This window comes from Marinobacter sp. MIT932201, assembly GCF_047123295.1.
Classification (GTDB): Bacteria; Pseudomonadota; Gammaproteobacteria; order Pseudomonadales; family Oleiphilaceae; genus Marinobacter; species Marinobacter salsuginis.
In genome coordinates, this window is the sequence record NZ_CP138917.1 from 3,644,266 (window position 1) to 3,669,136 (window position 24,871).

25 protein-coding genes and 1 tRNA gene are annotated in these 24,871 nt (G+C 58.7%); 11 read left to right on the forward strand and 15 right to left on the reverse strand.

The window, feature by feature from the left end; all coding sequences use genetic code 11:
• Window positions 1-4 precede the first annotated feature (4 nt).
• On the forward strand, window positions 5-469 hold the full coding sequence (gene trmL, locus SIC15_RS16800; RefSeq protein ID WP_412536500.1) for a tRNA (uridine(34)/cytosine(34)/5-carboxymethylaminomethyluridine(34)-2'-O)-methyltransferase TrmL: 465 nt from the start codon (window positions 5-7) through the stop codon (window positions 467-469).
• Between the two features lie 50 nt (window positions 470-519).
• Here the strand turns inward: trmL and secB are convergent, their stop codons facing one another.
• Together secB and SIC15_RS16810 are read right to left on the reverse strand one after the other, a co-directional pair.
• On the reverse strand, window positions 520-1,023 hold the full coding sequence (secB, locus tag SIC15_RS16805; RefSeq protein WP_064227537.1) for a protein-export chaperone SecB: 504 nt from the start codon (window positions 1,021-1,023) through the stop codon (window positions 520-522).
• A 144-nt stretch (window positions 1,024-1,167) separates the two neighbouring features.
• Window positions 1,168-1,584: a rhodanese-like domain-containing protein gene (locus SIC15_RS16810; RefSeq protein ID WP_008169323.1), complete on the reverse strand. Its 417-nt coding sequence runs from the start codon at window positions 1,582-1,584 to the stop codon at window positions 1,168-1,170.
• Between the two features lie 147 nt (window positions 1,585-1,731).
• Between SIC15_RS16810 and gpmM the strand changes: the two genes are divergently transcribed.
• The 4 genes from gpmM (at window position 1,732) to SIC15_RS16830 (ending at window position 6,749) form a co-directional block, all read left to right on the forward strand.
• Entirely contained in the window at window positions 1,732-3,279 is a 1,548-nt protein-coding gene (gpmM, locus tag SIC15_RS16815) for a 2,3-bisphosphoglycerate-independent phosphoglycerate mutase (RefSeq protein ID WP_153634413.1), read from the forward strand.
• 20 nt (window positions 3,280-3,299) lie between these two features.
• On the forward strand, window positions 3,300-4,433 hold the full coding sequence (locus SIC15_RS16820; protein ID WP_412536501.1) for a murein hydrolase activator EnvC family protein: 1,134 nt from the start codon (window positions 3,300-3,302) through the stop codon (window positions 4,431-4,433).
• Window positions 4,434-4,530: 97 nt separating this feature from the next.
• Window positions 4,531-5,937 (forward strand): S41 family peptidase, encoded by a 1,407-nt coding sequence (locus tag SIC15_RS16825; RefSeq protein WP_412536502.1) that lies wholly within the window; start codon window positions 4,531-4,533, stop codon window positions 5,935-5,937.
• On the forward strand, window positions 5,934-6,749 hold the full coding sequence (locus SIC15_RS16830) for a divergent polysaccharide deacetylase family protein (protein WP_412536503.1): 816 nt from the start codon (window positions 5,934-5,936) through the stop codon (window positions 6,747-6,749). The genes SIC15_RS16825 and SIC15_RS16830 overlap by 4 nt, the downstream gene beginning before the upstream one ends.
• Here the strand turns inward: SIC15_RS16830 and hisF are convergent.
• From hisF to SIC15_RS16855, 5 genes are all read right to left on the reverse strand, one after another.
• Complete coding sequence (hisF, locus tag SIC15_RS16835; protein WP_069181860.1) at window positions 6,746-7,519, reverse strand: imidazole glycerol phosphate synthase subunit HisF; 774 nt, start codon at window positions 7,517-7,519, stop codon at window positions 6,746-6,748. The genes SIC15_RS16830 and hisF overlap by 4 nt on opposite strands.
• Before the next feature lie 9 nt (window positions 7,520-7,528).
• Window positions 7,529-8,266, reverse strand: a complete 738-nt coding sequence (hisA, locus tag SIC15_RS16840) for a 1-(5-phosphoribosyl)-5-[(5-phosphoribosylamino)methylideneamino]imidazole-4-carboxamide isomerase (protein ID WP_412536504.1) — start codon at window positions 8,264-8,266, stop codon at window positions 7,529-7,531.
• A complete protein-coding gene (gene hisH / locus SIC15_RS16845; protein ID WP_412536505.1) occupies window positions 8,260-8,901 on the reverse strand; it encodes an imidazole glycerol phosphate synthase subunit HisH in 642 nt (213 codons plus the stop codon). The genes hisA and hisH overlap by 7 nt, the downstream gene beginning before the upstream one ends.
• 71 nt (window positions 8,902-8,972) lie before the next feature.
• The gene (gene hisB / locus SIC15_RS16850) at window positions 8,973-9,566 is read right to left on the reverse strand and encodes an imidazoleglycerol-phosphate dehydratase HisB (protein WP_014578250.1); all 594 of its coding nucleotides are present in this window, start codon (window positions 9,564-9,566) and stop codon (window positions 8,973-8,975) included.
• A gap of 138 nt (window positions 9,567-9,704) precedes the next feature.
• Window positions 9,705-10,166 carry an SRPBCC family protein gene (locus SIC15_RS16855; RefSeq protein ID WP_069181862.1) on the reverse strand — a complete coding sequence of 154 codons (462 nt, stop codon included), beginning with the start codon at window positions 10,164-10,166 and terminating at the stop codon, window positions 9,705-9,707.
• 193 nt (window positions 10,167-10,359) lie between these two features.
• Here SIC15_RS16855 and SIC15_RS16860 point away from each other — a divergent pair, with 193 nt between their 5' ends.
• The 4 genes from SIC15_RS16860 (at window position 10,360) to SIC15_RS16875 (ending at window position 14,136) form a co-directional block, all read left to right on the forward strand.
• Window positions 10,360-12,525, forward strand: coding sequence for an AsmA family protein (locus SIC15_RS16860; RefSeq protein ID WP_412536506.1), 2,166 nt, complete (start codon window positions 10,360-10,362; stop codon window positions 12,523-12,525).
• The gene (gene mutY / locus SIC15_RS16865; protein WP_412536507.1) at window positions 12,525-13,592 is read left to right on the forward strand and encodes an A/G-specific adenine glycosylase; all 1,068 of its coding nucleotides are present in this window, start codon (window positions 12,525-12,527) and stop codon (window positions 13,590-13,592) included. Before SIC15_RS16860 ends, mutY begins: the two co-directional genes overlap by 1 nt.
• A gap of 75 nt (window positions 13,593-13,667) precedes the next feature.
• Window positions 13,668-13,940 carry an oxidative damage protection protein gene (locus SIC15_RS16870; RefSeq protein ID WP_008169302.1) on the forward strand — a complete coding sequence of 91 codons (273 nt, stop codon included), beginning with the start codon at window positions 13,668-13,670 and terminating at the stop codon, window positions 13,938-13,940.
• 120 nt (window positions 13,941-14,060) lie between these two features.
• A tRNA-Phe gene (locus SIC15_RS16875) sits at window positions 14,061-14,136 on the forward strand.
• A gap of 65 nt (window positions 14,137-14,201) precedes the next feature.
• Here the strand turns inward: SIC15_RS16875 and SIC15_RS16880 are convergent.
• From SIC15_RS16880 to SIC15_RS16895, 4 genes are all read right to left on the reverse strand, one after another.
• Complete coding sequence (locus tag SIC15_RS16880) at window positions 14,202-14,387, reverse strand: hypothetical protein (protein ID WP_069181865.1); 186 nt, start codon at window positions 14,385-14,387, stop codon at window positions 14,202-14,204.
• 183 nt (window positions 14,388-14,570) lie between these two features.
• The gene (gene ltrA / locus SIC15_RS16885; RefSeq protein ID WP_412536508.1) at window positions 14,571-15,962 is read right to left on the reverse strand and encodes a group II intron reverse transcriptase/maturase; all 1,392 of its coding nucleotides are present in this window, start codon (window positions 15,960-15,962) and stop codon (window positions 14,571-14,573) included.
• Window positions 15,963-16,516: 554 nt separating this feature from the next.
• Window positions 16,517-17,884, reverse strand: a complete 1,368-nt coding sequence (gene ltrA, locus SIC15_RS16890) for a group II intron reverse transcriptase/maturase (RefSeq protein WP_053115127.1) — start codon at window positions 17,882-17,884, stop codon at window positions 16,517-16,519.
• 430 nt (window positions 17,885-18,314) lie between these two features.
• The gene (locus SIC15_RS16895; protein WP_069181866.1) at window positions 18,315-18,755 is read right to left on the reverse strand and encodes a universal stress protein; all 441 of its coding nucleotides are present in this window, start codon (window positions 18,753-18,755) and stop codon (window positions 18,315-18,317) included.
• A gap of 189 nt (window positions 18,756-18,944) precedes the next feature.
• Between SIC15_RS16895 and SIC15_RS16900 the strand changes: the two genes are divergently transcribed.
• Both SIC15_RS16900 and rhtB read left to right on the forward strand, forming a co-directional pair.
• A complete protein-coding gene (locus tag SIC15_RS16900) occupies window positions 18,945-19,907 on the forward strand; it encodes a calcium/sodium antiporter (RefSeq protein ID WP_412536509.1) in 963 nt (320 codons plus the stop codon).
• A gap of 3 nt (window positions 19,908-19,910) precedes the next feature.
• Entirely contained in the window at window positions 19,911-20,531 is a 621-nt protein-coding gene (rhtB, locus tag SIC15_RS16905; RefSeq protein ID WP_209400140.1) for a homoserine/homoserine lactone efflux protein, read from the forward strand.
• Between the two features lie 12 nt (window positions 20,532-20,543).
• On the opposite strand, the gene SIC15_RS16910 is transcribed toward rhtB, so the two are convergent.
• The 4 genes from SIC15_RS16910 to SIC15_RS16925 form a co-directional block, all read right to left on the reverse strand.
• Window positions 20,544-20,984 (reverse strand): DUF4124 domain-containing protein, encoded by a 441-nt coding sequence (locus tag SIC15_RS16910; RefSeq protein WP_069181869.1) that lies wholly within the window; start codon window positions 20,982-20,984, stop codon window positions 20,544-20,546.
• 119 nt (window positions 20,985-21,103) lie between these two features.
• Window positions 21,104-22,312 (reverse strand): glycolate oxidase subunit GlcF, encoded by a 1,209-nt coding sequence (glcF, locus tag SIC15_RS16915; RefSeq protein ID WP_069181870.1) that lies wholly within the window; start codon window positions 22,310-22,312, stop codon window positions 21,104-21,106.
• A 2-nt stretch (window positions 22,313-22,314) separates the two neighbouring features.
• Window positions 22,315-23,382, reverse strand: coding sequence for a glycolate oxidase subunit GlcE (glcE, locus tag SIC15_RS16920; protein ID WP_412536510.1), 1,068 nt, complete (start codon window positions 23,380-23,382; stop codon window positions 22,315-22,317).
• Complete coding sequence (locus SIC15_RS16925) at window positions 23,375-24,847, reverse strand: FAD-linked oxidase C-terminal domain-containing protein (protein ID WP_412536511.1); 1,473 nt, start codon at window positions 24,845-24,847, stop codon at window positions 23,375-23,377. The genes glcE and SIC15_RS16925 overlap by 8 nt, the downstream gene beginning before the upstream one ends.
• Window positions 24,848-24,871: the final 24 nt, after the last annotated feature.

Sequence of the window (24,871 nt, forward strand, 5' to 3'; positions counted from 1 at the left end):
TTTCATGCTCCACGTGGTGCTGTACGAGCCGGAGATACCGCCGAATACCGGCAATATTATCCGGCTGTGCGCCAACACCGGTTGTCAGCTGCATCTGATTGAACCTCTGGGTTTTAACCTGGAAGACAAGCAGATGCGGCGGGCCGGGCTGGATTACAGCGAGTACGCGTCGGTCAGGATTCACCGAAATTACCGGGACTTTCTAGCCAGCGAGCAACCGCAACGCCTGTTCGGTCTGACCACCAAAGGCAGCACTCACTACCATCAGGTGCAGTATCAGGATGGCGACTACCTGATGTTCGGCCCGGAAACCCGTGGCCTCCCTGCTGAGGTTCGCGAAGGCCTGCAGCCCCAGCATCGCCTGCGGGTTCCCATGCAGCCGGAGAGCCGCAGCCTGAACCTTTCCAACACCGCGGCCCTGGTGGTTTACGAGGCCTGGCGGCAACTGGGGTTTAAGGGAGCAACATAAAAAAAACCGGCCGGAGCCGGTTTTTCTATTTCTTTTTCATCTGCCGCAGATCAGTGAGTCTGCTGCTCTTCGTTTGCCTCACCCGCAGCTTCTTCCTGCTTACGCTTGAGCGCCTGGGCATAGATGGCATCGAAATTCACCGGCGCCAACATCAGGGCCGGGAAGCTGCCCTTGTTCACAATGCCGTCGATCGCTTCGCGAGCGTAGGGGAACAGGATAGTCGGGCAGTAGGCGCCCAGCATCTGGCCCAACTGCTGGCCTTCGATGCCCTGAACCAGGAACACACCGCCCTGCTGGATCTCGACGATGTAAGCCACCTTCTCACCCACTTTCGCGGTAACGGTCAGGGAAAGCACAACCTCGTACTGGTTGTCGCTGACTTTGTTGTGGGAGGTATTCAGATCCAGGTTAACCTGCGGCTTCCACTGCTCCTGAAACACAGTTGGAGAGTTGGGCGATTCGAAAGACAGGTCCTTCACATAGATGCGCTGAAGGGCAAACTGGGGTTGGTTCTGGTTGTCACTGCCTGCTGCGGCTTGCTGATTCTCAGCCATTTTCGGTCCTTTCATTCTCAATCGTGGGCTCGGGGCCCGTTGTTATGGGATGCTCTAGAGCTTGCTGCCGGGACATTTTACGTTCAGGCCGGGCCGGCTAATGTGAAACAGTGCGGCAGAATGATCTTCAGATCAAGGGCCAACCTATTTCTTCACGAGCGGAAGGTTGCTTGCCTTCCAGTCAGCCACACCACCGTTCAGGCGAACCACATTGCTGAAGCCTTCCGCGTTCAGCTGCTTGACCGCCATGGCGGAATGCTGGCCCATTTTGTCGGCAACGATAATCTGCTTGTCCTTGAACTTGCTCAGCTCGCCAACGCGACTCTTGAGACTGTTCAGGGGAATGTTGATAGAGCCGGTAATACGCCCCTCACCAAACTCCTTGCGGTCCCGGATGTCCACTACAACGGCTTCATCCTTGTTGATCAGATTGACCGCGCCCTGGGCCGAGATCTTGGCACCGCCACGACGGGACTCCAGAATAAGGATGGCGACCAGAAATGCCACGAACAGCGACACAAGAATGTAGTGGTTAACGACAAATTCAAACAACCGGTCCATGAATTTACCCTGATGATGAGTTTGGCGCGATTATACACAGCCTGCTCCCCGGACAGAAGGTGACGAAACTGGCCAGTAAATGCGAAAATAGATAGACTCGATTTTTGTTTTAGTAAATTTACTAACATTTCACTTCCGGACCGAATGATGACTGCAATGCGCAAGCCGACTGCACTGATTATCCTGGACGGCTGGGGCCACCGTGACCCGGCTGAAGACAATGCCATCAGCAACGCCAGCACCCCGTTCTGGGATCAACTCTGGCAGAGCCAGCCCAAAACCCTCATCAACACGTCAGGGATGTTTGTCGGGCTGCCGCAGGGGCAAATGGGTAACTCGGAAGTTGGCCATATGAACCTGGGCGCAGGGCGCGTGGTCTATCAAAGCCTGACTCGTATCGACAAGGACCTGGAGGAAGGCACTTTCCAGAAGAATGAAGTTCTCTGCTCCGCTATCGACAAAGCCGTTCAGAGCGGCCGCGCCGTCCATCTCATGGGGCTGATGTCTCCCGGTGGTGTGCACAGCCACGAGGACCACATTATTGCGGCCGCGGAGCTGGCTGCTGCCCGCGGCGCGAAGGAAGTCTATATCCATGCCTTCCTTGATGGCCGCGATATGCCGCCTCGCAGCGCCAAACCGTCACTGGAGAAAGCGGCCGCGAAACTCAAGAGCCTGGGTGTTGGCCGGGTTGCGTCGATTGTCGGTCGTTACTATGCCATGGACCGTGACAACCGCTGGGACCGGGTGGAAGCCGCCTATAACTTGATGACCCAGGGAACCGCCGAGTTCGTCGCAGCTGATCCGGTATCCGGGCTGGAACAGGCCTACGAGCGCGGGGAGAACGACGAATTCGTGGCACCAACCCGCATCCACGCCGCGGGCGAGCCGGAAGGCACCATAAACGATGGCGACACGGTGCTGTTCATGAACTTCCGTGCCGACCGTGCCCGGGAGATGACCCGCACCTTCGTGGAAAAGGACTTTGACGGTTTCGAACGCAAGAAGCACCCGGAACTGGCCGATTTTGTCATGTTGACCGAGTACGCGGCCGACATCAAAACGTCCTGCGCCTACCCGCCGGAGCAGCTTACCAATGGCCTTGGCGAGTATATGGCGAAGCAGGGAAAGACCCAGCTGCGAATTGCCGAAACCGAAAAATACGCCCACGTAACCTTCTTCTTCAATGGTGGCCTGGAAACGCCGTTCGAAGGTGAGGACCGGATCCTGGTGCCGTCCCCCAAAGTAGCCACCTACGACCTGCAGCCGGAAATGAGCGCGCCGGAAGTTACGGACAAGCTGGTAGAGGCCATCAAAAGCGGCAAATACGATCTGGTGGTCTGCAACTACGCCAATGGCGACATGGTTGGCCACACCGGCAAGCTGGATGCGGCGATCAAGGCAGCCGAATGCCTGGACGAGTGCGTGAAGCGTGTTGTCGAAGCTCTGGATGAAGTTGGCGGCGAAGCACTGATTACCGCCGACCACGGCAACTGCGAGCAGATGACCGACCCCAACTCCGGTCAGGTCCACACCGCCCATACAATCGGGCCAGTGCCACTGGTATACACCGGCCATCGCAAGGTTGAGCTGAAGAACGACGGAAGCCTGAGCGATGTGGCACCTTCGCTGCTCACCCTGATGGGGCTGGAGCAACCAGAGGAGATGACCGGGCACAGCCTGGTTGAGATCGGCTGATCCGGGAACGGAACCAACCTTTGCGACTGACCGCAACTCTGGCGCTCACCCTTTTTCTGGGTGCAGCGCCGGCACTCGCCAAACAGGATGTTACCCCGGCCCAGATCGAGGAACTCAAGGAACGCATTGAGGACATCGACGATTGGCTGGAGGACGCCGAAGAAGACCGCTCCTCCCTGGAGCGGCAGCTTGCCGCGACCGAAAAGAACATCAGCCGCCTGACCCGCGAGCGGCGATCCCTGCGCCAGCAGGCAGATCAGCAGCAGCAAAGACTCAGGGAACTGGAGAATGAGGCGCAGGAGCTCACACAAACCCTCGACCGCCAGCGGGAGAGCCTCAAGAAGCAGATCCGCGCAGCCTGGATGGAAGGGGACGCGCCAGCGGTAAAAGTCCTGCTCAATGAGATAGATCCGGACAAGATCGCACGGACCATGACCTATTACGAATACCTCAGCAAGGACACCGTCAACCGCCTGGAAGCGTTCAGGCAAAGCCTGCAAGAACTCAGAAACACTCAGGCTGCCGTGCAATCGACGCGGGTCGAACTGGCCAGAACCGAGGAAAACGTCGCCAAACGCCAGCAGGAACTGACCGAATCCAGACAGAAACGCCAGCAGACCCTGGCAGCACTCAAAGCCGACATCCAGAACCGCCTGAGCGAACGGGAAGAGCTGGAATCAGATCGCAAACGGCTGGAAAACCTGCTTGAAGAAGTCCAGCAGGCAATCAACAACATCCCCTCACCTAACGAATCCCAGCCCTTCGCTTCACTGCGCAACAAGCTGCCGTGGCCAGTGGAGGGCAAGGTATTGAGCCGCTATGGTGAACGCTATGCCGATGGCAAACTCCGACGCAACGGCCTTCTTATCGGCACCGGTGATGAAGCGGAAATTCGGGCAATACACTACGGTCGGGTGGTATTCGCCAACTGGCTTCGGGGTTTTGGCCTGATTACCATCATTGATCATGGCGACGGCTACATGACACTGTACGGCCACAGCAGTAGCCTGTTCACCAGTCCCGGGGACTGGGTGGTTGCAGGCGAGCCCATCGCCCAGGCAGGCCGTACCGGTGGCACCGACTCCCCGGCCCTGTATTTTGAGGTTCGCCACAATGGCAAGCCCGATAATCCGGGCCGGTGGCTGGCGAACTGAGGCACTCGTCGAGGGCTGACAAACGCCGCGGGTAACGCCATACTGTCCGGAGTCAGGGAATCCAGTCCAACTATCGGAATAAAAACAGGATATGTGAATGAAACGGGTCAGCAGTACACTTAACGCCTTTCCATTACGCAGCATTGCGCTCGCTACCTGTTTCGCAACCGCCTCCGGACTGGCCTGGGCCCAGGATGAAGACACCACCACCGAACAGCTTCTCGAAGGCATCCAGAATGGTGAACGGGTGGAAATCAGCCTGCCGGACCCCGAGAAACAGCTGCCCCTGGAAGATCTTCGGAAGTTCACCGAGGTATTCAGCCGCATCAAAGACGCCTATGTCGAGGAAGTAAGCGATCGCAAACTCCTCGAAAGCGCGATCAAAGGCATGCTGTCGGACCTCGACCCCCACTCCACTTACCTGGCACCCAAGGACTACGAAGAGCTGGAAGAAAGCACCTCCGGCGAGTTCGGCGGGCTGGGCATTGAAGTGGGCATGGAGAACGGCTTCGTAAAAGTGATTGCGCCCATCGACGACACGCCGGCCCAGAAAGCGGGCGTCCAGGCCGGGGACCTGATCATCAAGCTTGATGAAAAGCCGGTCAAAGGCATGAGCCTGGAAGAAGCCGTCAAACTGATGAGGGGCAAACCCGGCTCTGTGCTGACACTGACGATCATGCGGGAAGGCGAGACCGGCCCCATTGAAATCGAAGTGGAGCGCGACATCATCAAGGTCACCAGCGTGAAATCCCGCATGCTGGAGAATGGCTACGGCTATGTTCGCATTACCCAGTTCCAGGCGGATACCGGTTCACAGTTCAGGGATGCACTCAACGGCCTTGAAGACGAACTGGGGCAGGACCTTGACGGGCTCATCATCGACCTTCGCAATAACCCGGGTGGCGTCTTGCAGGCAGCCGTGGAGTCTGCCGATGCCCTCCTCGATGAAGGACTTATCGTCTACACCGAAGGCCGTATCCAGAGCTCACGCCTGCGCTTCAGCGCAAGGGCCGGCGACATCATGGCAGGCACGCCCATTGTGGTGCTGATCAACGGCGGCTCCGCCTCGGCATCGGAAATCCTGGCCGGTGCACTCCAGGACCATGAACGGGCCGTGGTGATGGGCACCCAATCCTTCGGCAAAGGCAGTGTCCAGACGGTGATTCCACTGGATGAGACCCATGCCATCAAGATGACCACCGCCCGCTATTACACGCCGGATGGCCGTTCCATCCAGGCGACGGGAATCAAGCCGGACATCGTAGTACGCCCGGCGGAGCTGAAGGAACTCGACAGCAAACCCTTCTTTACCGAAGCGGACCTGAGCGGTCACCTTGAAGGCCAGAACGAAGGCCAGGAGAAGGACGGCGAAAGCGAAGCAAACGCCGATTCAGGCTCCCTCGCAGACCGGGATTACCAGCTGCGTTCGGCACTGAACCTTCTTAAAGGCATCCGGATTCTGAACCCGAACAAGAAGGACAAGGCAGAAGGAAGCGATCAGTGACAGTAGCGCGTACCCTGCTGGCACTGGCATTCTGCATTACGGCCGGCGCGGTGTCGGCAGAGCCGACACGAACGGCCCTACCCCCGACCATTGCCATCATCATCGATGACATGGGCCACAGCCTTGCTGAAGGTAAGCGACTGGCAAACCTGGATCAGCCGCTTACGCTGGCCTTCCTGCCCTACCGGCGCCACACCGACAGCCTTGCCCGGCTCGCCCACAAGCAGCACAAAGAAATCATGCTGCACGCGCCCATGGCCAACACCCGCAATTACGGCCTCGGCCCGGGCGGCCTGACCCCGGATATGGATGAACAAAGCATGGTAACCACGCTTCGCCGTGCGTTGCAGTCGATTCCCCATGTGCAGGGTGTCAACAACCACATGGGCAGCCTGCTGACCCAGCAGCTGCAGCCCATGGACTGGGTGATGAAGGAGTTGTTCCGCTACCCGGTGTACTTTATCGATAGCCGCACCATCGCCTCATCCGTTGCTGGTGATGTTGCTGCCGCCTACCGGATTCCAACCATGACCCGGGACGTGTTTCTCGACCATGAGCAAACCGAAGAGTTTGTAGACCGCCAGTTCAAACTGCTGATCAAGCGCGCCCGGGAAAACGGCAGTGCCATCGGCATTGGCCATCCTCACAAGGTCACTGTGGATTATCTGGAGAAGCACCTGCCAACACTGGATGAGCAGGGTATCGCCATAGCCACCGTCAGTGGGCTTTGGGCAATGCGTAACGGTAATCGTGAGATGTTTGCGGAGGGAGAAAAGCAGGCCATTCGACCTGCTTTCGCAAAGAAGGATTAATCGCGGACTTCTATACCCTGGGCCTTCATAAAGGCCTTCGCTTCCGGAATGGTGTGCTGCCCAAAGTGGAAGATAGAGGCCGCCAGTACCGCATCGGCCCCACCCTGGGTAACGCCATCAGCAAGGTGCTGGAGCTCTCCGACGCCGCCTGAGGCAATCACCGGCACAATTACCGCATCGCTGATGGCCTTGGTCAGGCCCAGATCAAAGCCGATCTTGGTGCCGTCCCGATCCATGCTGGTAAGCAGTAACTCACCAGCGCCCATATCTACCATCTTGCGCGCCCATTCAACGGCATCCAGCCCCGTGGGCTTGCGACCACCGTGGGTAAAGATCTCCCAGCGGGGCTCCTCACCCTCTTCACTGACGCGCTTGGCATCAATGGCCACCACAATGCACTGGCTGCCAAAACGTTCAGCCGCTTCCCGCACAAACTCGGGGTTGAACACAGCGGCAGTGTTGATCGACACCTTGTCTGCACCGGCATTCAGCAGCTTACGGATGTCATCCACCGTGCGCACACCGCCGCCCACCGTCAGCGGAATGAAGACTTCCGCTGCCATTCGCTCGACAGTCTCGTAGGTGGTGTCACGGCTTTCATGACTGGCCGTGATGTCGAGGAAGGTGATCTCGTCGGCGCCCTGCTCGTTGTAGCGACGGGCTACCTCCACCGGGTCGCCGGCATCACGGATGTCAACGAAGTTGACGCCTTTCACCACGCGGCCTTTGTCGACATCGAGGCAGGGAATGATGCGTTTTGCCAGAGCCATAAGCCGTCCTTACCCCTTCAGGCCGTCGCAGAAGGCCTGGGCTTCAGCCACGTCCAGCGTGCCTTCATAAATGGCACGCCCCGTGATGGCACCCAGGATACCTTTGTCGGCCACGGTCGCCAGGCGCTTGAGGTCGTCCATGTTGGTGACACCGCCAGAGGCAATCACAGGTATTCCGCCCTCTTCCGCCAGCGCAGCAGTGGCCTCAACATTGACGCCCTGCATCATGCCATCGCGGCTGATGTCGGTGTAAACAATCGCGTCCACACCATCGTTGGCAAAGCGCTTCGCAAGGTCAGTGGCCATCACTTCTGACACTTCTGCCCAGCCATCAGTGGCTACGCGCCCGTCTTTGGCGTCCAGCCCAACGATGATGTGGCCCGGGAATTTCTGGCACATTTCAGTCACAAATTCCGGCTCTTTCACCGCCTTGGTACCGATAATGACCCACTGTACACCGGCTTTCAGATAGGCCTCGATGGTTTCAGCCGAGCGGATGCCGCCACCGATCTGTATCGGCAGATCCGGGTATTTGCGGGCAATAGCCTGGACGATTTCACCGTTGACCGGCTCGCCGGCGAAGGCGCCGTTCAGGTCAACCAGGTGCAGACGGCGGGCGCCGGCCTCCACCCAGCGGGTGGCCATATCGACAGGGTCGTCACCAAACACCGTGGAGTCATCCATACGGCCCTGGCGAAGGCGCACGCATTTGCCGTCTTTGAGATCGATCGCGGGAATTATCAGCATTTTCCAGTCCAGTTTGTAAAATTCTCAAGCAGCTGCAGTCCCGCCCGGGCACTTTTCTCCGGGTGGAATTGCACTGCAAAAATATTGTCTCGCGCGACTGCTGCCGCCAGGTCGACACCGTAATGGGTACGGCCTGCCATATCAGCGTTGCCTTCGGCTTCTGCGTAGAAGCTGTGCACGAAGTAGAAACGGTCTTCGTCGGGAATGTTGTGCCACAGGGGATGATCAATGGTCTGCTGCACCTGGTTCCAGCCCATATGAGGGACCTTCAGGCGCTCACCATTCTCCGTCAGATGGTCACCGAAATAGCGCACTTCCGAGGGAAACAGGCCGATACAGTCAACGCCACCGTTTTCCTCGCTGCGGGACATCAGGGCCTGCATACCCACGCAGATGCCGAGAAACGGGCGATCCTGAGAGACTTCACAAACCAGATCTACCACGCCGAGACGATGCATTTCCGCCATGCAGTCGCGGATGGCGCCGACGCCGGGGAGGATGACACGGTCGGCTTCACGGATTTTCTGGGCGTTGTCAGTGACCAGTACGGTGGTATCCGGGGCAACGTGCTCTACCGCTTTTTTGGCAGAGTGAAGGTTACCCATGCCGTAGTCGATTATGGCAACGGTTTTCATGATTGTTGCGGTGTCCTTGATTGACCGGCCAAAACTGACCGGTTAAAGCGAGCCTTCTGGTGACGAGCCTTTTACAACGAGCCTTTGGTGGACGGCGTAATACCGGCCATGCGCTCGTCCATTTCAATGGCCATGCGCAGGGCACGACCGAAGGCTTTGAACACGGTTTCAATCTGGTGGTGGGTGTTTTTGCCCTTCAGATTGTCGATGTGCAGGGTCACCATGGAGTGGTTCACGAATCCGTGGAAGAACTCCTCGAACAGGTCAACGTCAAAACCGCCGACGGCGCCACGGGTATAGGGCACATCCATCATTAGTCCCGGGCGGCCGGAAAGATCGATAACCACACGGGAAAGAGCCTCATCCAGCGGCACATAGGCGTGGCCATAACGGCGGATACCCTTTTTGTCGCCAACGGCCTGCTTGAAGGCCTGGCCAAGGGTGATACCGATGTCTTCCACGGTATGGTGGTCGTCGATGTGCAGGTCGCCCCTGGAAACGATGTTCAGATCCACCAGGCCATGACGGGCAATCTGATCCATCATGTGCTCCAGAAAGGGCACGCCGGTGTCGAAACTGGATTTACCGGTACCGTCGAGATCAATCTCAACGGTGATCTGGGTTTCAAGGGTATTTCTTTCTACCCGAGCCTTGCGTTCGGCCATGGGGACTCCGTGACAATTGAGCGGCATAACGCCGGAAAAATTCTATCCGGCGATTATACCTTTTATGTCCGCCGGAGTCCCACAACCGGTTTAATCGCTGCAATAGCGAAACGCGGTTATTCAGCAGACCGGGTCTTGTCAGAAAGCCTTTTTGAGGTTGTTCATGTAGGTGTCCACAAGACTGTTGAACTCGTGTTTGATAACCGGGCTGATTGCCAGTTTGAGCAGGCTTGGCAGGGGCACCGTCAGCTCTGCACTGGTCTGGAATTTCACGGCCGTGGCATTGTCGCCCTTGGGTTTAATGGTCCAGGAACCGCTTACAACGCCGTTGCCTTCGCCTTTTACCGGCTCCCAGGTAATCCTTCCGGCGTCTTTGTCCGAATGGTATTTGCAGGCGTAAACGGACTGGATGGCGTGCTTGTCGACACCAACTTTTTCCATTTCCCAGCGGTAGGTGTTGTCGCCGAGGTCGGTCAGTTTGTGAACCTTGGGAAAGTGACTGGCTGAACGTGGCACATCGGCCAGCAGATCAAACACTTCATCATAGCCTCCGGGAATCTCAAGCTCCCGGTTCAGCTCAATAGAGACGGTAATAGCCACGGCCAACTCCTTCTTGTGTTTATAGGTATCAATGTAGTCGGTAAATCAAGGACGTGTATTTTGGCCCAACACTACCGCATTGTCATACTCCTGCGCTGTTAATTTGTTAACCCTGCGTTATCCTTTGGGTCATTGGCGTCGGTATTCGCCGCGAATACTGCAAGCTCCCAACATTAGGAAGGAAGCCTGAATCATGAAAGCCGTCCGTTATGTGCTGATTGGTATCGTTGCACTCATCGTTCTTGCTGTGGCTGCCGTTGCCATCGCCATGGCCGTGATCAACCCCAACGACTATAAGCCTCAGATTGAACAAGCCGTTGAAGATGCAACGAACCTGGACCTCATCCTTGAGGGCGACATTGGCTGGTCTTTTATTCCACTCGGTCTGGAGCTGAATTCCGTAGAAGCCACACTGGAGGGTGATCGCTTTGTGGCCCTGGAGCAGTTGGTTGCCCAGATCGATTTCTGGTCGCTTATTGCCATGTCGCCACGGGTAAACACCTTCGTGCTGGACGGGTTGGACGTCCGGCTGGAAGTGGACGAACAGGGCAACGGCAACTGGACCAGAATCATGCCCGAGGAGTCAGCCGGAGCGGCAACGGAAGAATCAGCCGGCACCCAGGATGAGCAGGCTCAGGAAGGTGAAGGAGCCGGCGGCGAGCCCTTGAACTTCAACGTTGAGAACGTTCAGATCAGTAATGCCCAGGTGCACTACATTGACAAGAGCACCGGCCAATCGGTCACTCTCGAGAACTTCACCGTTAACGCCAGCAATATCACCCTGGGTTCCGAGTTCCCGCTGGAAATCGGATTCCGGGTTGCCACTACCCAGCCCACGTTTGAAGTGGATGGCAGCATAAGCGCCCGCCTCGCTGCCAACGAAGCTCTCAACGAATTCGCCGTATCCAGCCTGAATGCTGTGTTTGACATGACCGGCGAGCCGTTCGGCGGCAAAGAGGTCACTGCTGAACTTGGCGGCTCTGCCCGGGCGAATCTGGAAAACGAAACCGCCACCCTGAGCGGCTTTACCGCCAGCCTGGCCAACCTGAACCTGTCTACCGATCTGGATGTCTCAGGATTCGGCAACAAGCCAACCCTGAGCGGCAAGATCTCCATCGCTGAGTTCTCGCTGAAAGACCTTCTGAACAACCTCGGCCAGCCTGCAGTGGAAACCAGCGATGCGGACGTGCTTGAAGCCATCGCATTCTCCACCGGAATTGGCGGTCCGGCGGGCAAGGTGGAACTCACCGACCTGACCATCAAACTGGATGACACCACGTTCAATGGCTCCGGCAGTTACAACCTGGCCGATTCAGGCATTGTCTTCAACCTGCAGGGTGACCAGTTGAATGCCGACCGCTACCTGCCACCCAAGGCAGAGGGGGAAGCCGAGGAAGCGCCTACTAACCAGGAAACCGCGGCAACTGGACCGGAGGGCGACCTGCTGCCCCTGGAGACCCTTCGTAGCCTGTTGCTGGATATTGATCTGGGTCTCGGACAGCTGATCGTAAGCAACCTGACCATCAACGAAATCAAGGCGAGCACTACCGCGAAAAACGGCCTGCTCAAGATTGATGAGTTCAGCGGCAAACTTTACAAAGGCAGCTTTGGCGCCAATGTGACCATCGACGCCCGCAGCGACAACCCGAAATGGACCGTGGCTTCAGACGTTACCAACGTTCAGACCCTGCCCCTGCTCACCGATCTTGCGGAGGTAGACATGCTTGGCGGCGGTGCGAACCTCAAAGTGAACGCCACCACCACCGGTAACCGAATCTCGTCACTGCGCAGCAATGCTGACGGCCAGATCAGCTTCAACCTGGCAGAGGGCGAGTTCCGTCGCATGAACCTGACCCGCATGGCCTGCCAGGGCATCGCACTGGTCAACCAGGAAGACCTGACAACCACAGACTGGGGCACCAGCACGCCGTTCAACGACATGCGTGGCACCCTGGACATCAACGGCAACACTCTGAATAACACCGATCTGGTCGCCGCACTGGCCGGCATGCGCCTTGAGGGCAACGGTACCGTGGATATGGCCCAGAGCCAGCTGGATTACGAAGTGGGCCTGAGAATCGTCGGTGAGATCCACAGGGACGAGGCCTGCCGTGTCACCGAATACGTGGAAAACGCGGTTATTCCTGTAGAGTGCCGGGGCAACTTCGCCGAGGACCCGGCCGGCCTGTGTTCTTTCGACGGATCCCGCTTCCGGGACACTCTGAAAACCATCGCGGAAAACGCTGCCAAGGCAAAAGCCCGAGAGGAAGTCGACAAGGCAAAAGCCAAGGCGGAGGAAAAGGTGAAAGAAAAGGTTCAGGAGCAACTCGGCGACAAACTGAAAGGTCTGTTCAACTGATGCACGACCGTTTCGCCGACAAGCTGCTGCAATGGTACGACAGCCACGGCCGGCATGACCTGCCGTGGCATCACAACCGGAACGCCTACCGGGTGTGGGTCTCGGAAATCATGTTGCAGCAAACCCAGGTAACCACCGTTATCCCCTACTTCGAAGCGTTCATGAAACGCTTCCCGGACGTCCATGCCCTGGCCGAAGCCCCCGTGGATGATGTGCTCAGCCACTGGTCCGGCCTGGGATACTACGCCCGGGCCCGTAACCTGCAAAAAGCCGCGCAGACTGTTGTTCAGGACTTTGCTGGTGAGTTTCCACAAACCCAGGAAGAACTGGAATCCCTGACCGGCATCGGCCGCTCCACAGCCGCCGCCATCCTGGCCCAGGCCTTCGGCGTTCGCGCCGCCATCCTGGATGGCAACGTCAAACGGGTGCTGGCGCGCTACCATGCGATCCCCGGCTGGCCCGGACAGACCGCCGCCCTCAATCAACTCTGGCAACGGGCGGAAGAGCATACTCCCGAACAGCGGGTGCGTGACTACACCCAGGGCATCATGGACCTGGGCGCCATGGTTTGTACCCGCAGCCGACCGGCCTGCGAGAGCTGCCCGCTGCAAGAAGGCTGTACGGCCTACGCTCAGAATGAAACCTCACTCTATCCCGGCTCCAAACCGAAAAAGGCCAAACCGGAGAAAACCACCTGGATGGTTATCATCGAGGACGGCGAGGGGCGCATCCTGCTGGAGCGTCGCCCTCCCAGTGGCATCTGGGGCGGCCTCTGGAGCCTGCCGGAACTGGACCCGGCTTACGGGGCCGACGAACTTCAGGAGGCCTGCGAGCAGAGCCTGGGGCTGGATTGCGGAGAGCCGGAGCTGATCAGCGGCTTTCGCCATACCTTCTCCCATTACCACCTGCACATTCAGCCGGCCCGCCTGAACGTCACTGGCCGAGCCAACACCGTTGCAGACAGCGATCATCTGAAATGGCTGCACCGCCATGAAGCGCTCAACCTCGGTCTGCCGGCGCCGATCAGGTCGCTACTTACCGAACCGGAGCAAGCTGCCTTGCTTTGATCTGGCCGGCCAACGCCCTCACCCGCAACGATCTGTTATCATCACCGCCAGCAACATTTGCCAACAGGAGCCACCATGAGCCGTACCGTTTTCTGCCGCAAATACCAGAAAGAACTGGAAGGCCTGGACTTCCCGCCCATGCCCGGCGCCAAGGGCCAGGACATCTTCGAAAATATTTCCAAGCAGGCCTGGGAAGAATGGCAGGCCCAGCAGACCATGCTGATCAACGAGAAACATCTGAGCCTGATGGACCCGAACACCCGCAAGTATCTGCAGGCGCAGATGGAACATTTCTTCAATAACGAACCGTTCGACAAGGCTGAAGGCTACGTTCCACCGGAACAATAACGCCGGATTGATCAAAGGCTGAGCATGCCTAAAAAGATTCGGAAATTTTCCGGCTCAGCCTTGACTCAATACATCGAAACCGGTTTAATAGCGCCCCGTTGCACAGCAGTAGCGCAACATGCCCGGATAGCTCAGTTGGTAGAGCAGGGGATTGAAAATCCCCGTGTCGGTGGTTCGATTCCGCCTCCGGGCACCATTAAGAATTCAGACAAAACCCGCCTTGTGCGGGTTTTGTTGTTTTTGACGCCTGAGAAAGACGACTCACGCGACTCTTTGGGCATGACTCGCCCTGGGATCAATGCGCTCTTCCATCAGCCGTCGCTCACTCATGGCTCTTTTCAGTTCCGTGTAATTGGTGGGGCTGGGATCCTCTTCGTAACGCTCCTGGGCCAGTCTCGCCAGGTCACATTTGTCGAGCCATTTCTCAATCAGCTCTGTCGTCTTCATAGCCACCTCGTTTCGTTGAATTCACTCGGTCAGCATAAAGACCTGGCTGCGCCCTATCTCGGTTGTTTTTCGCATGAATTGTGGCGAATCCTGGAGGGCGCGGGGATCAGGATCGAGTAGGAGGGGGAGTTACCTCCCCCGTCCTCTCACACCACCGGGCATACGGTTCCGTACCACGGCGGTTCATGGTTGGCTCGGAAGCCGATTCATCGTATCCAGCAAGCTTACCAGAGACAGACCGTTGAACACCCTCTTGGGCAGCGCCGTATTCATGTGAGAGGCGCCACTGTTCCACCAAGGCCCACGACCATTCGTGGCACCCATCCAGGCCCTCGGTGCTGGCAGACCCAACCGCATTAGACAGCGTGCCCGCGTGCGGGGCCGTTTCCATTGCTGCCACAAGATCAAGCGGAGCCGTCGGCGTATCCAGCCATCCAGCGCTGCCACCGGGCGCTTCGAGGCGGTGAGGCGATAGTAATTCGCCCAGCCCCGTAGGACCGGGTTCAGCTTCTGGATAGTCGTCGTCAGCGACTGCCCGCGAGATCGCTTAAGCAGCGGACGCAGCTTGGTCATGAAGGCCTTCAGGCTCTTCGGTGCAACCCTCAACCGTACCTGCCTTTTATGCCAGCTTACGCTGTACCCCAGGAAGCTCCGACGCCATGGGCGATCCACAGCACTTTTGTCTGTGTTCACGGTTAGGCGCAGGCGCGTTGCCAGGAACTGGGTCATGCTGGCCATCACCCGGTCACCGGCTCTTTTACTGCGAACGTAGATATTACAGTCGTCCGCGTAGCGGCAGAACCGGTGTCCCCGCTGCTCCAGCTCCCGGTCCAGTTCGGTCAGAAGCACGTTGGAGAGCAAGGGTGAGAGAGGGCCACCTTGCGGCGTCCCTTCCCTTCTCGGGCTGACCAGCCCACCTTCGAGCATGCCGGCTCGCAGGTACCGTCGGATCAGAGTGAGTATCCGTCGGTCGGTGATGCGACGGGCCAGCAGGCCCATCAGCACATCGTGGTTGACCCGGTCAAAGAACTGGGCCAAATCCAGATCGACCACCCAACGATGGCCGTCGTTGATATGCCGTTGCATCGCCTTGACCGCCTGATGAGCACTCCGGCCGGGGCGGAACCCGTAGCTGTGGTCCGAGAAGGTCGGCTCCAGCATCGGGCTCAGCGTTTGGTGTAGTGCCTGTTGAATCAAGCGATCCTGTACCGTCGGAATACCCAGCACCCGTTCGCCGCCTTGCGGCTTGGGAATACTGACCCTGCGTACCGGCTGAGGGTAGTAGTCTCCGGCCAACAGCCGCTCGCGCAGCGTTGGCCAATGCTGTTGCAGGTGGCCCTTCAGGGCAGTGACCGGCATCTGATCGACGCCGGCGGCGCCCCTGTTGGACACCACCCGCTGATACGCATGCATCAGGTTCGGGCGCTCAAGCACCTGTTCCATCAGCGTATTCGGCTCCGCGTTCGTCCACGAGTGAGCCCCCGCGCCTGCCTCGACACGGGCTTCAGTCTCTGCCGGATACTGTCCGGCGCCTCCCTGAATACCCTGACCCATTCGGGTCGCTTCTGTCTTCATAAGCACATCACGAGAACTCATCGCCTACTAACGGCTAACCATGTTCGGCCCTTCAGTACGCGGTGACGCATCTACTATGGCCTCTGCTGAGTTCTGGCGCCCCATCCCCACCCCTCACGGGGCAGGTAGCACAGTGGCAGAGAGCCAGACTTCCCAGGGTAAGACGCGTGACCTTCACACTTATGCCTGCCGCATTTACGTCCACACCGTCCGTGCAAGTATGGGGCTTTGACGATCGTTGCCGTCTCACCCGGTGTGACCGCCTCCTATGCGATTCCTGTTCGTCAGGCCAGTGCTTTGCCTGCGGCTTCCTTCAGATTCCACCTCGCGGTGGACACCCTTGCCGTCCGGCTAGTGGTTCCCCTTGCCGGGTCCACAGGGGACTTACACCCCCAAGTCATCCGGTCAGCACCACCTGGACCGGAACAGCGCCGTCGAGGCGCTACGCGCCATGCCTGGCGCACAAATCGGGATAGGGGGGAGCCATGAGGCTCCACCCCTCCCACACCACCCGGCATGCGGGTCCGCACCGGGCGGTTCGAGACGTTGAGGGTTCACGAGAGTCTCGGCACTCCCAACCGGTCGAAGTAGGCAATCGTCAGGACATTGTGGATGGCAGAGCGACTGTTGTGCCACCAGCGGCGACTCAGAGCCGCCACAGATTCAGCCACCCAGGAACTGGCACCCAACCGGACCAGCTCCCGGTAGATCGTCTTACCCCGCCGCCACTGCCGGAGGTGGAGCATTCTCAGACGACGACGTATCCACTCATCCAGTGATCGCCAGATGCGTGGCGTTTGCGCCAGCCTGAAGTACCCTTTCCAGCCGAGCAGGTATCGGCGGAGTTGCTCTACCACCTGTTCAATACTGCGACCCCCTGATCCCCGGGTCAGTTGCCGGATCCGGAGCTTGAACGCCTGTAACGCCCTGGTGGATACCGCGCGTCGAACCTCAGCGTTCCTCCCTTGCCACAGGGCATAGCCGAGGAACTTGCGCCCGAACACGCTGGTCACCGCGCTCTTGGCTTCGTTAATCACCAGACGCAACTTTCCATAACAGCGGCGGAGTAACTGCATGACCCGTTCTCCCGCCTTGTGGCTGCGAACGTAGACGTTGCAGTCATCGGCGTAACGGGCGAAGCAGTGCCCCCGGCGTTCCAGCACTTTATCCACCTCGTCCAGCAGAACGTTGGCCAACAACGGCGACAATGGCCCGCCTTGCGGCGTGCCCTCGTGCCGATCCATGACCACACCACCGTCCATGATGCCCGCGTTCAGGTACGCACGAACCAGCCGGATAACGCCGGGGTCGTTTATGCGTTTCTTCAGGCGGTCGATCAGGATGTCGTGGTTGACCCGGTCGAAGAACTTCGACAGGTCGACGTCCACCACGATATGGCGGCCCTGTTGGGCGTAACGCTGCGCAGCCAACACGGCGTCGTGGGCCCGACGGCCCGGGCGGAAGCCGTAGCTGTGCTCGCTGAAGGTGGGATCAATCAGAGGTTGCAGCACTTGCAACAGTGCCTGTTGAATCAGACGATCAGTGACGGTGGGGATGCCCAGTTCCCGCTCACTGCCGTCCGGCTTCGGGATGCCTACCCGACGGACGGGCTGTGGTTGGTAGGCGCCGCTCAGCAGGTGCTGGCGAAGCTCAGGCCACGCCCATCGCAGGTGTTCCGCGGTTTGGGCAATGTCCAACCCGTCCACACCTGCCGCTCCCTTGTTGGCCTTCACGCGCTTCCATGCCCGCTGCATATTCTCTCGTGCGAACGCCTGCTCAAGCAGGCTTCGCCCTGCGCCTTCCGGTTCTTGTCGCGGGAGTCCTGCTTCATCGCTCATCGCCTTCGGCAAGGCTTCACCTGTCCGTTGCGCGATCCGCCCCGCTGGCGCGGGCATCTGATGCCGTACAGTGCTCATCGACAAGGCGTTTGACGCTCCTTCTCGTTCGGCCCTTCGCCCTGTGTTAGCGGTTACTATGGCCTCTGCTGACTTCTCGCTCCGTGTTGCCACGTCGCCCTTTCAGGCATGAGGCGAGATCTCCCCGGGTAAGAACACACTCCTTCGCCGCACAACCGCCGGATTTACACCACTTCGCCTTGGCCACAAGAGCTTCGCGGCTTTTGGCCCGCTCGCCCTGCTTGGCAGTGCCTCATATCCGATTCTTGTTCATCGGCTCACGGTTTACGCTCCACGCTTCCTCCCCACGGTCGGTCACCCTTCCGCAGTTGCGCTTCACTTCGTTCGCTGTGGCCAGCTCACGGGAGGACTTGCACCTCCAGGAGTGCGCCCGTGCCGGGCGCACCGAAAAAGCCCGCATGATGCGGGCTTTGGAGTGTTTACCGAGCTTTGCCGTTTATTCACTAACAACTGTCACTGGTCTATGAGCATGCCTCACGACTTTTTCACTGACACTACCAAGAGTGAGACTTCTCAGCATTGAGTCGCCGCGCCGACCGAGGAACATGTGGGAGCCGGGATTTTCATCGAGATACTCGACGATTTCCTTAGCTGGGTCCCCTTTAAGCAGAACCTCCTCAGCCGGCTCAACAATCCCGCTTACCGCCTGCTTCGCGGCATCAAATGCCTTGCGTCCGTATTCGCTGGCTTCTTCGTCTATGTCGCTCTGTGGAATACCACTTACGATCATTCTTTCGACCTTGGTGCCGGGGAAGACGGCAAGCAGTTTGAGTGGCTGGCTGGTCGCTTTGGCAAGCTCCGCTGCCATTTTGGCGGCGTGTGACGAATGCTCTGAACCGTCGCATGCGACTACGATGTTCTCAGTTCCTTGTGCCATGTTTCCCCCTCCTTTTCTGATCAATGTTTGACCAACGTAACATTCCTGGGCACGTCCGGGGGTTGACTGAAATCAATTACCTTGAGATCAAGTGATGGAAGGCAGGGCATTTATACCTATTGCAGGAACCTGTGGCACCATCGATTCTTGCGCTGCCGAGAAGGCAATTGATTACAAGGAGTGACTGAAATGCTGATGGCCATTGGGGCGATCATTGCAGGTCTGATTCTGCTGGTGTGGAGTGCAGACAAATTCGTGGAAGGCTCGGCTACCACAGCCAGCCACTTCGGGATGCCACCACTGCTGATTGGCATGGTTGTGGTGGGCTTCGGCACATCGGCGCCGGAGATGGCCGTCTCTGCGCTGGCCGCGTCCCAGGGCAACCCTGGGTTGGCGCTGGGCAATGCTTATGGTTCGAATATCACCAACATAGCCCTGATTCTCGGCATCACGGCGCTACTGGCGCCAATCGCGGTGCATTCCCAGGTCATGCGCAAGGAACTGCCCATCCTGATTCTGGTAACCGCCTTTGCCGGCTGGCAGCTTTGGGACGGCAATCTGAGCCGAATGGATGCAATCGGCCTCATGCTGGTTTTCGTGGTACTGATCGGGTGGAGCATTTACCAAAGCTTCCGGCAACCGGACGATGCCCTGGCGAAAGAGATGACCGAAGAAGTTCACGCCATGCCGTTGCGAAAAGCGCTTTTATGGCTCGTGGTCGGACTACTGCTCTTGATTGTCAGCTCCCGCATTCTGGTATGGGGCGCCGTTGACCTGGCCACCATGTTTGGCATCAGCGATCTGGTTATTGGCCTCACCATCGTGGCCGTTGGCACCTCACTTCCGGAGTTGGCGTCATCCATTATTGCTGCTCGTAAGGGTGAACACGACCTGGCACTGGGCAACATTCTGGGTTCCAACCTGTTCAACACCCTGGGCGTTGTGGGCATTGCAGGGCTGATTGCGCCCATGTCGGTAGCACCTGAGGTGCTTGCCCGGGACTTCCCGGTCATGGGGGCCCTCACCCTGGTTCTGTTTGCAATGTGCTATGGCTTTCCTGGGGCCGGACGCATCAACCGCTTTGAGGGCGGTGCCCTGTTGCTTGCCTTCGTGGCCTATACGGTGTATCTCTTGGCTTTTTCAGGAGCGTAAATCATGTCACTTGCAGCCTGGCTGACCTTCCTTGTTGCGGCCGTACTGATCAGTGTTTCCCCGGGCGCCGGGGCGATCAATACCATGAGCAATGGTATGCGTTACGGTGTCCGCCGTTCGCTGCCAGCCATCATGGGGCTGCAGCTGGGTTTCGGGATCCAGATTCTGCTGGTGGGTGCGGGGCTGGGGGCCATCATTGCCTCCTCGAACATCGCTCTGTCGATCATCAAGTGGCTGGGTGTTGCCTACCTGATCTGGCTGGGTATTTCCAAATGGCGCGAACCGGTCATGGAGTCCATGGACGATGACCGCCAGCCCGTGAGCGGCCACAAACGTTTCTGGAATGCGGTGTTCGTGAACCTGACCAACCCCAAGGCCACGGTCTTTCTCGTGGCCCTGTTCCCGCAGTTTCTGGTTGCAGGTGCACCCCATGGCCCGCAGCTGATCACCATGGGCGTTACCCTGATATTAGTGGATTGCCTGGTGATGCTGGGCTATGCCCTACTCGCCAGCCAGCTGTTCCGATTCATGACCACCGCCCGCCGCCAGCGGCAAATGAACCGGGTATTTGGCGGGCTGTTCGTTACCGCCGCGGTTGCCCTGGCCAGCTTCAAACGCGCCTGATATCGACCTGAATCAACGCAGGATGCACTCACGGCTCAGCTTCTGGCTGAGCGTCCTGCGCTGCTGCCGGAGACTGTTCCCCCTGTCGTTGCTATAGCCTGCCCGCAGCTTGGACTGGATCCGCTCCAGTTTGCTTCTGTAGGTTGCGCAGGTCTTCTCCAGCTCGGCATCGGCCTTTTCTTTTGCCGTTGCTCCGGAGCCCGTCGGGCGACCTGAGGCAAGCAGGCCTTCAACCTCTTTGCGGATTCCTGAAACGCGTTTGCCTTGCCCGAGGTTCTCGGACATCGGCACCGTGACAGGCGCCTGCACGTCAAGCTGCTTATGGGGAATTTCTCCAGGCGGGTAATCGGAAAAGTGCGCTACACCCCGACTGTCTATCCAGGTGTAGACCTCGGCACTGACTGCTGAAGTGAGAAAAAAAGACAAAACGAGACCAGCCATCATCCTTGGCATACGGTTCCACTCCCTGTGGTTCGGTAATTTGGTGGGGCAGTATAGCGGAAAAAGCCGCGAACCTGGGGGGCAAAAGAAAACGGGGTCAGATGAAAAGCTCATCTGACCCCGGATTCAAGCTACTGATCCAGAAGCTCAACCCAGTGCTGTACTGGCACCGGCGACTTGGTCTCCAGGTGCATCTGGCAACCGATGTTGGCGGTTACGATGCGATCCGGATTGTCGACAGTCAGAGCCTTCAGCTTGTTGCCCAGCAGCTTCTGGCTCATCTCCGGCTGGGTCACCGAATAGGTGCCAGCAGAGCCGCAGCAGAGATGCTTGTCTTTGGTGGCAGCCAGGTTGACACCGGCCCGGGTCAGAACCTGTTCCACCACGCCATTCTGCTTCATGGCGTGCTGTAGGGTGCAGGGGCAATGGAACGCCACCTTGCCTGGGTCCTGGCGAACCTTCAGCTTTTCCAGATCCTGCTTCAACAGGAAGGCGCCAAGATCGGTGCACAGCTCACTGACCTTCTGCGCCTTGGCTGCATAGACCGGGTCGTCTTTCAGCAGGTGGCCGTAGTCCTGAACCATGGCGCCGCAGCCGGAAGCCGTCATGATGATGGCTTCTGCACCTGCTTCAATAGCAGGCCACCAGGCATCAATATTCTGGCGCATTCTTTCCAGGCCTTTCTCGTGCTCGGATAGATGGTAGTTTACGGCGCCACAGCAGCCGGCCTCGGGCGCTTCCACCATGGTAATACCAAGGCGATCCAGAACCCGGGCTGCTGCCGCATTAGTGTTGGGCGTCGCAGAAGGCTGCACGCAGCCAGCCAGGGCCAGCACAATGCGGCTGTGGCTGGCGGCCGGCCATGGGCTGGCCTGTTTTCTCGGAGGTACTTTGGTGCGAAGCTTCTCCGGCAAGACGGGCCGGAAGATCTGCCCCATCCGCAGCAGCACGCCGAACAGCTGGCGATTCGGAATCACCCGGGCCAGGGCCCAGCGTAGCCATTTGTCTTTCGGTTTCCGGGGCAGCTCCTTTTCCATCAGGCCACGGCTGATATCGACCAGTCTGCCATACTGAACGCCGGAGGGGCATGTAGTCTCGCAGCTCCGACAGGTCAGGCAACGATCCAGATGCTCCTGGGTTTTCTCGGTGACTTCCGCTCCTTCCAGGAACATTTTCATCAGGTAGATCCGGCCCCGTGGGCCATCCCGCTCGTCGTTCAGCTCCTGATAGGTCGGGCAGGTAGCGGTGCAGAAGCCACAATGCACACAGGCCCGCAGGATGGACTCGGCTTCCTGGCCTTCCTTGGTGTTAGCAAATTGTTGAACCAGATTCGTCTGCATAATTACAACCAGCTGTATAAACGTCCGGGATTGAAGATATTGTCCGGATCGAAGGCATTCTTGATACGGCGCTGAATCCCCTTCAGGGCCTCCGGCTGATGGTGCATCACCTCACCGCTGCGGTCGCCACCACGGAACAGGCTTACCTGGCCACCGGCAGCACGGGCGGCAGGTTCCAGGTCCTTCAGTTCACCGGCGCCCCGGAACCAGCGCTGGGAACCAGCCCAGTCGATAAACCAGTTACCTTCAAGTTTCGGTGCTTCGGCCGTCGAGCCCACCGAAAAACGCCAGAGCGGCACGTCATTACCGGCAAAAAACTCATGGTGCATGTCCTGCACCTGGCGCCAGAACTGGTCGCCCTGCTCCATCACCTCGCCGGTCCATTTTTCAGCCGTGGCTTCCACTCCCGACTTGGCACCGGCCAGGCGCAGGTAAACCTTGCCGTCTACCCAGCAGGCGGCCGTGATCGGCTTGGGCTCGGCGGCGCGGCTGTTCATATAGTGAATCACCTCGTCCATGCCCATATCCTGAACCAGGGTCAGGGAGGCCGCCGGTTTCGGCATCACTTTCATACTGATTTCGGTGATCACACCCAGAGTGCCAAGGGCGCCGGCCTGGAGCCTGGATACGTCATAACCCGCCACGTTTTTCATCACCTGGCCACCAAAGCGAAGGTGTTCGCCCTTGCCATTCAGCAGCCGGATACCCAGCACCTGGTCCCTCACCGAGCCCGCCCAGGGGCGTCCCGGGCCAGAGAGGTTACAGGCCAGGGTGCCGCCGATGGTGGAGGCCTCGCCGAAATGCGGCGGCTCGAAGTGCAGGCACTGGCCTTCTTCGGCCAGAGTGGCTTCGATCTCGCTCAGCGGCGTGCCGGCGCGAACCGTTAGCACCAGCTCTACCGGGTGGTAATCCACGATGCCGGTATGCTCGCCCACGTTGAGGGTTCCGGCATCGGCGTCGGCTTCCCGGCCCATGAAGGCCTTGGTGCCACCGCCGACAATGTTGAGTTTGTGCCCGCTGTCCCGGGCCTGGAGCACCTGCTCCTTCAGTTGTTGGGAAATATCAGCCATGGGCGGCTTCCGTATGCTCGTGCGTGTGTTGTTTGTGCTCGAGTGAGCGGTATTCCTGGCAGAACCGCAAGGCGGGAACACCCTTGCCCGGGTTCAGGATACCGGCAGGGTCAAACGCAGCCTTCACGTCGTGGAACTGTTGCAGCTCCTCGTCGTTGAACTGCACCGCCATCTGGCGGATTTTCTCCACGCCCACACCGTGCTCGCCGGTTATGCAGCCCCCCACTTCCACACACATTTCCAGAATGCGGGAGCCAAAGGCTTCGGTGCGCTCGAATTCGCCAGGTACGTTGGCATCAAAAAGGATCAGGGGGTGCAGGTTGCCATCACCGGCGTGGAACACGTTGGCGACACGCAGACCAAACTCTTCGGACATCTTCTCCATTTCCGTGAGAACGTAGGCGATCTCGCGGCGGGGAATGGTACCGTCCATGCAGTAGTAGTCCGGGGAGATCCGGCCCACCGCCGGGAACGCCGACTTACGGCCTTTCCACAACAGGGCACGTTCTTCCTCACTCTGCGAGGTTCGTACCGACGTGGCACCCAGTTTGCGGAACACTTCCTCGGCTTCGGCAATATGCTCGTGGACCTCTTCCTCGGTACCGTCCACTTCACACAAAAGCAGCGCCTTGGCATCCCTCGGGTAGCCCGCCTGGGCAAAGTCGTCCGCTGCGATAATGGCGTGGCCATCCATCATTTCCAGACCACCGGGGATGATACCGTGGGCGATGATCCCACCCACGGCGTCACCGCCTTTCTGCACGTCATCAAACCCGGCCATGACAACCTGAGCCACTTCCGGTTTCGGCAGCAGCTTCACTTTGACTTCCGTGACTACACCCAGAAGACCTTCCGAGCCGGTCATCAAAGCCAGCAGGTCCATGCCGCAGCTGTCCAGACCATCACTGCCCACAGTCACCACATAACCCTCGGCAGTGACCATGTCCACACTGAGGATGTTGTGCACGGTCAAACCGTACTTGAGGCAATGCACGCCGCCGGAGTTCTCCGCCACATTACCGCCAATGGTGCAGGCAATCTGTGAAGAAGGATCCGGGCCATAGTACAAGCCATACTGGGCCGCCTCCTCGCTGATCGCGAGGTTTCGAACCCCCGGCTGCAGCCTTGCCGTTCGTGCCAGCGGATCGATCTCCACGATGCGATTGAACTTGGCCAGCGACAGCACCACGCCTTCCTTATTGGGCATGGCACCGGCACTGAGCCCGGTTCCGGCACCGCGGGCCACAACCGGCACTGAGTTTTCGTTACAGATGCGCATCACTCGCTGCACCTGCTCTACGGTCTCCGGCAGCACCACCAGCAAGGGCATCTCGCAATACATCGACATGCCGTCGCATTCGTAGGGCTTCATGGTCTCGTCATCGGTGATGACGTAGTCCGGGTCGATAAACGCCCGGAACTGCTCCGCCAGCTCGGCTTTGCTGGCTTTCGGCTTGGTAGTCATAGCATTCTCTGGGTATGAATTACG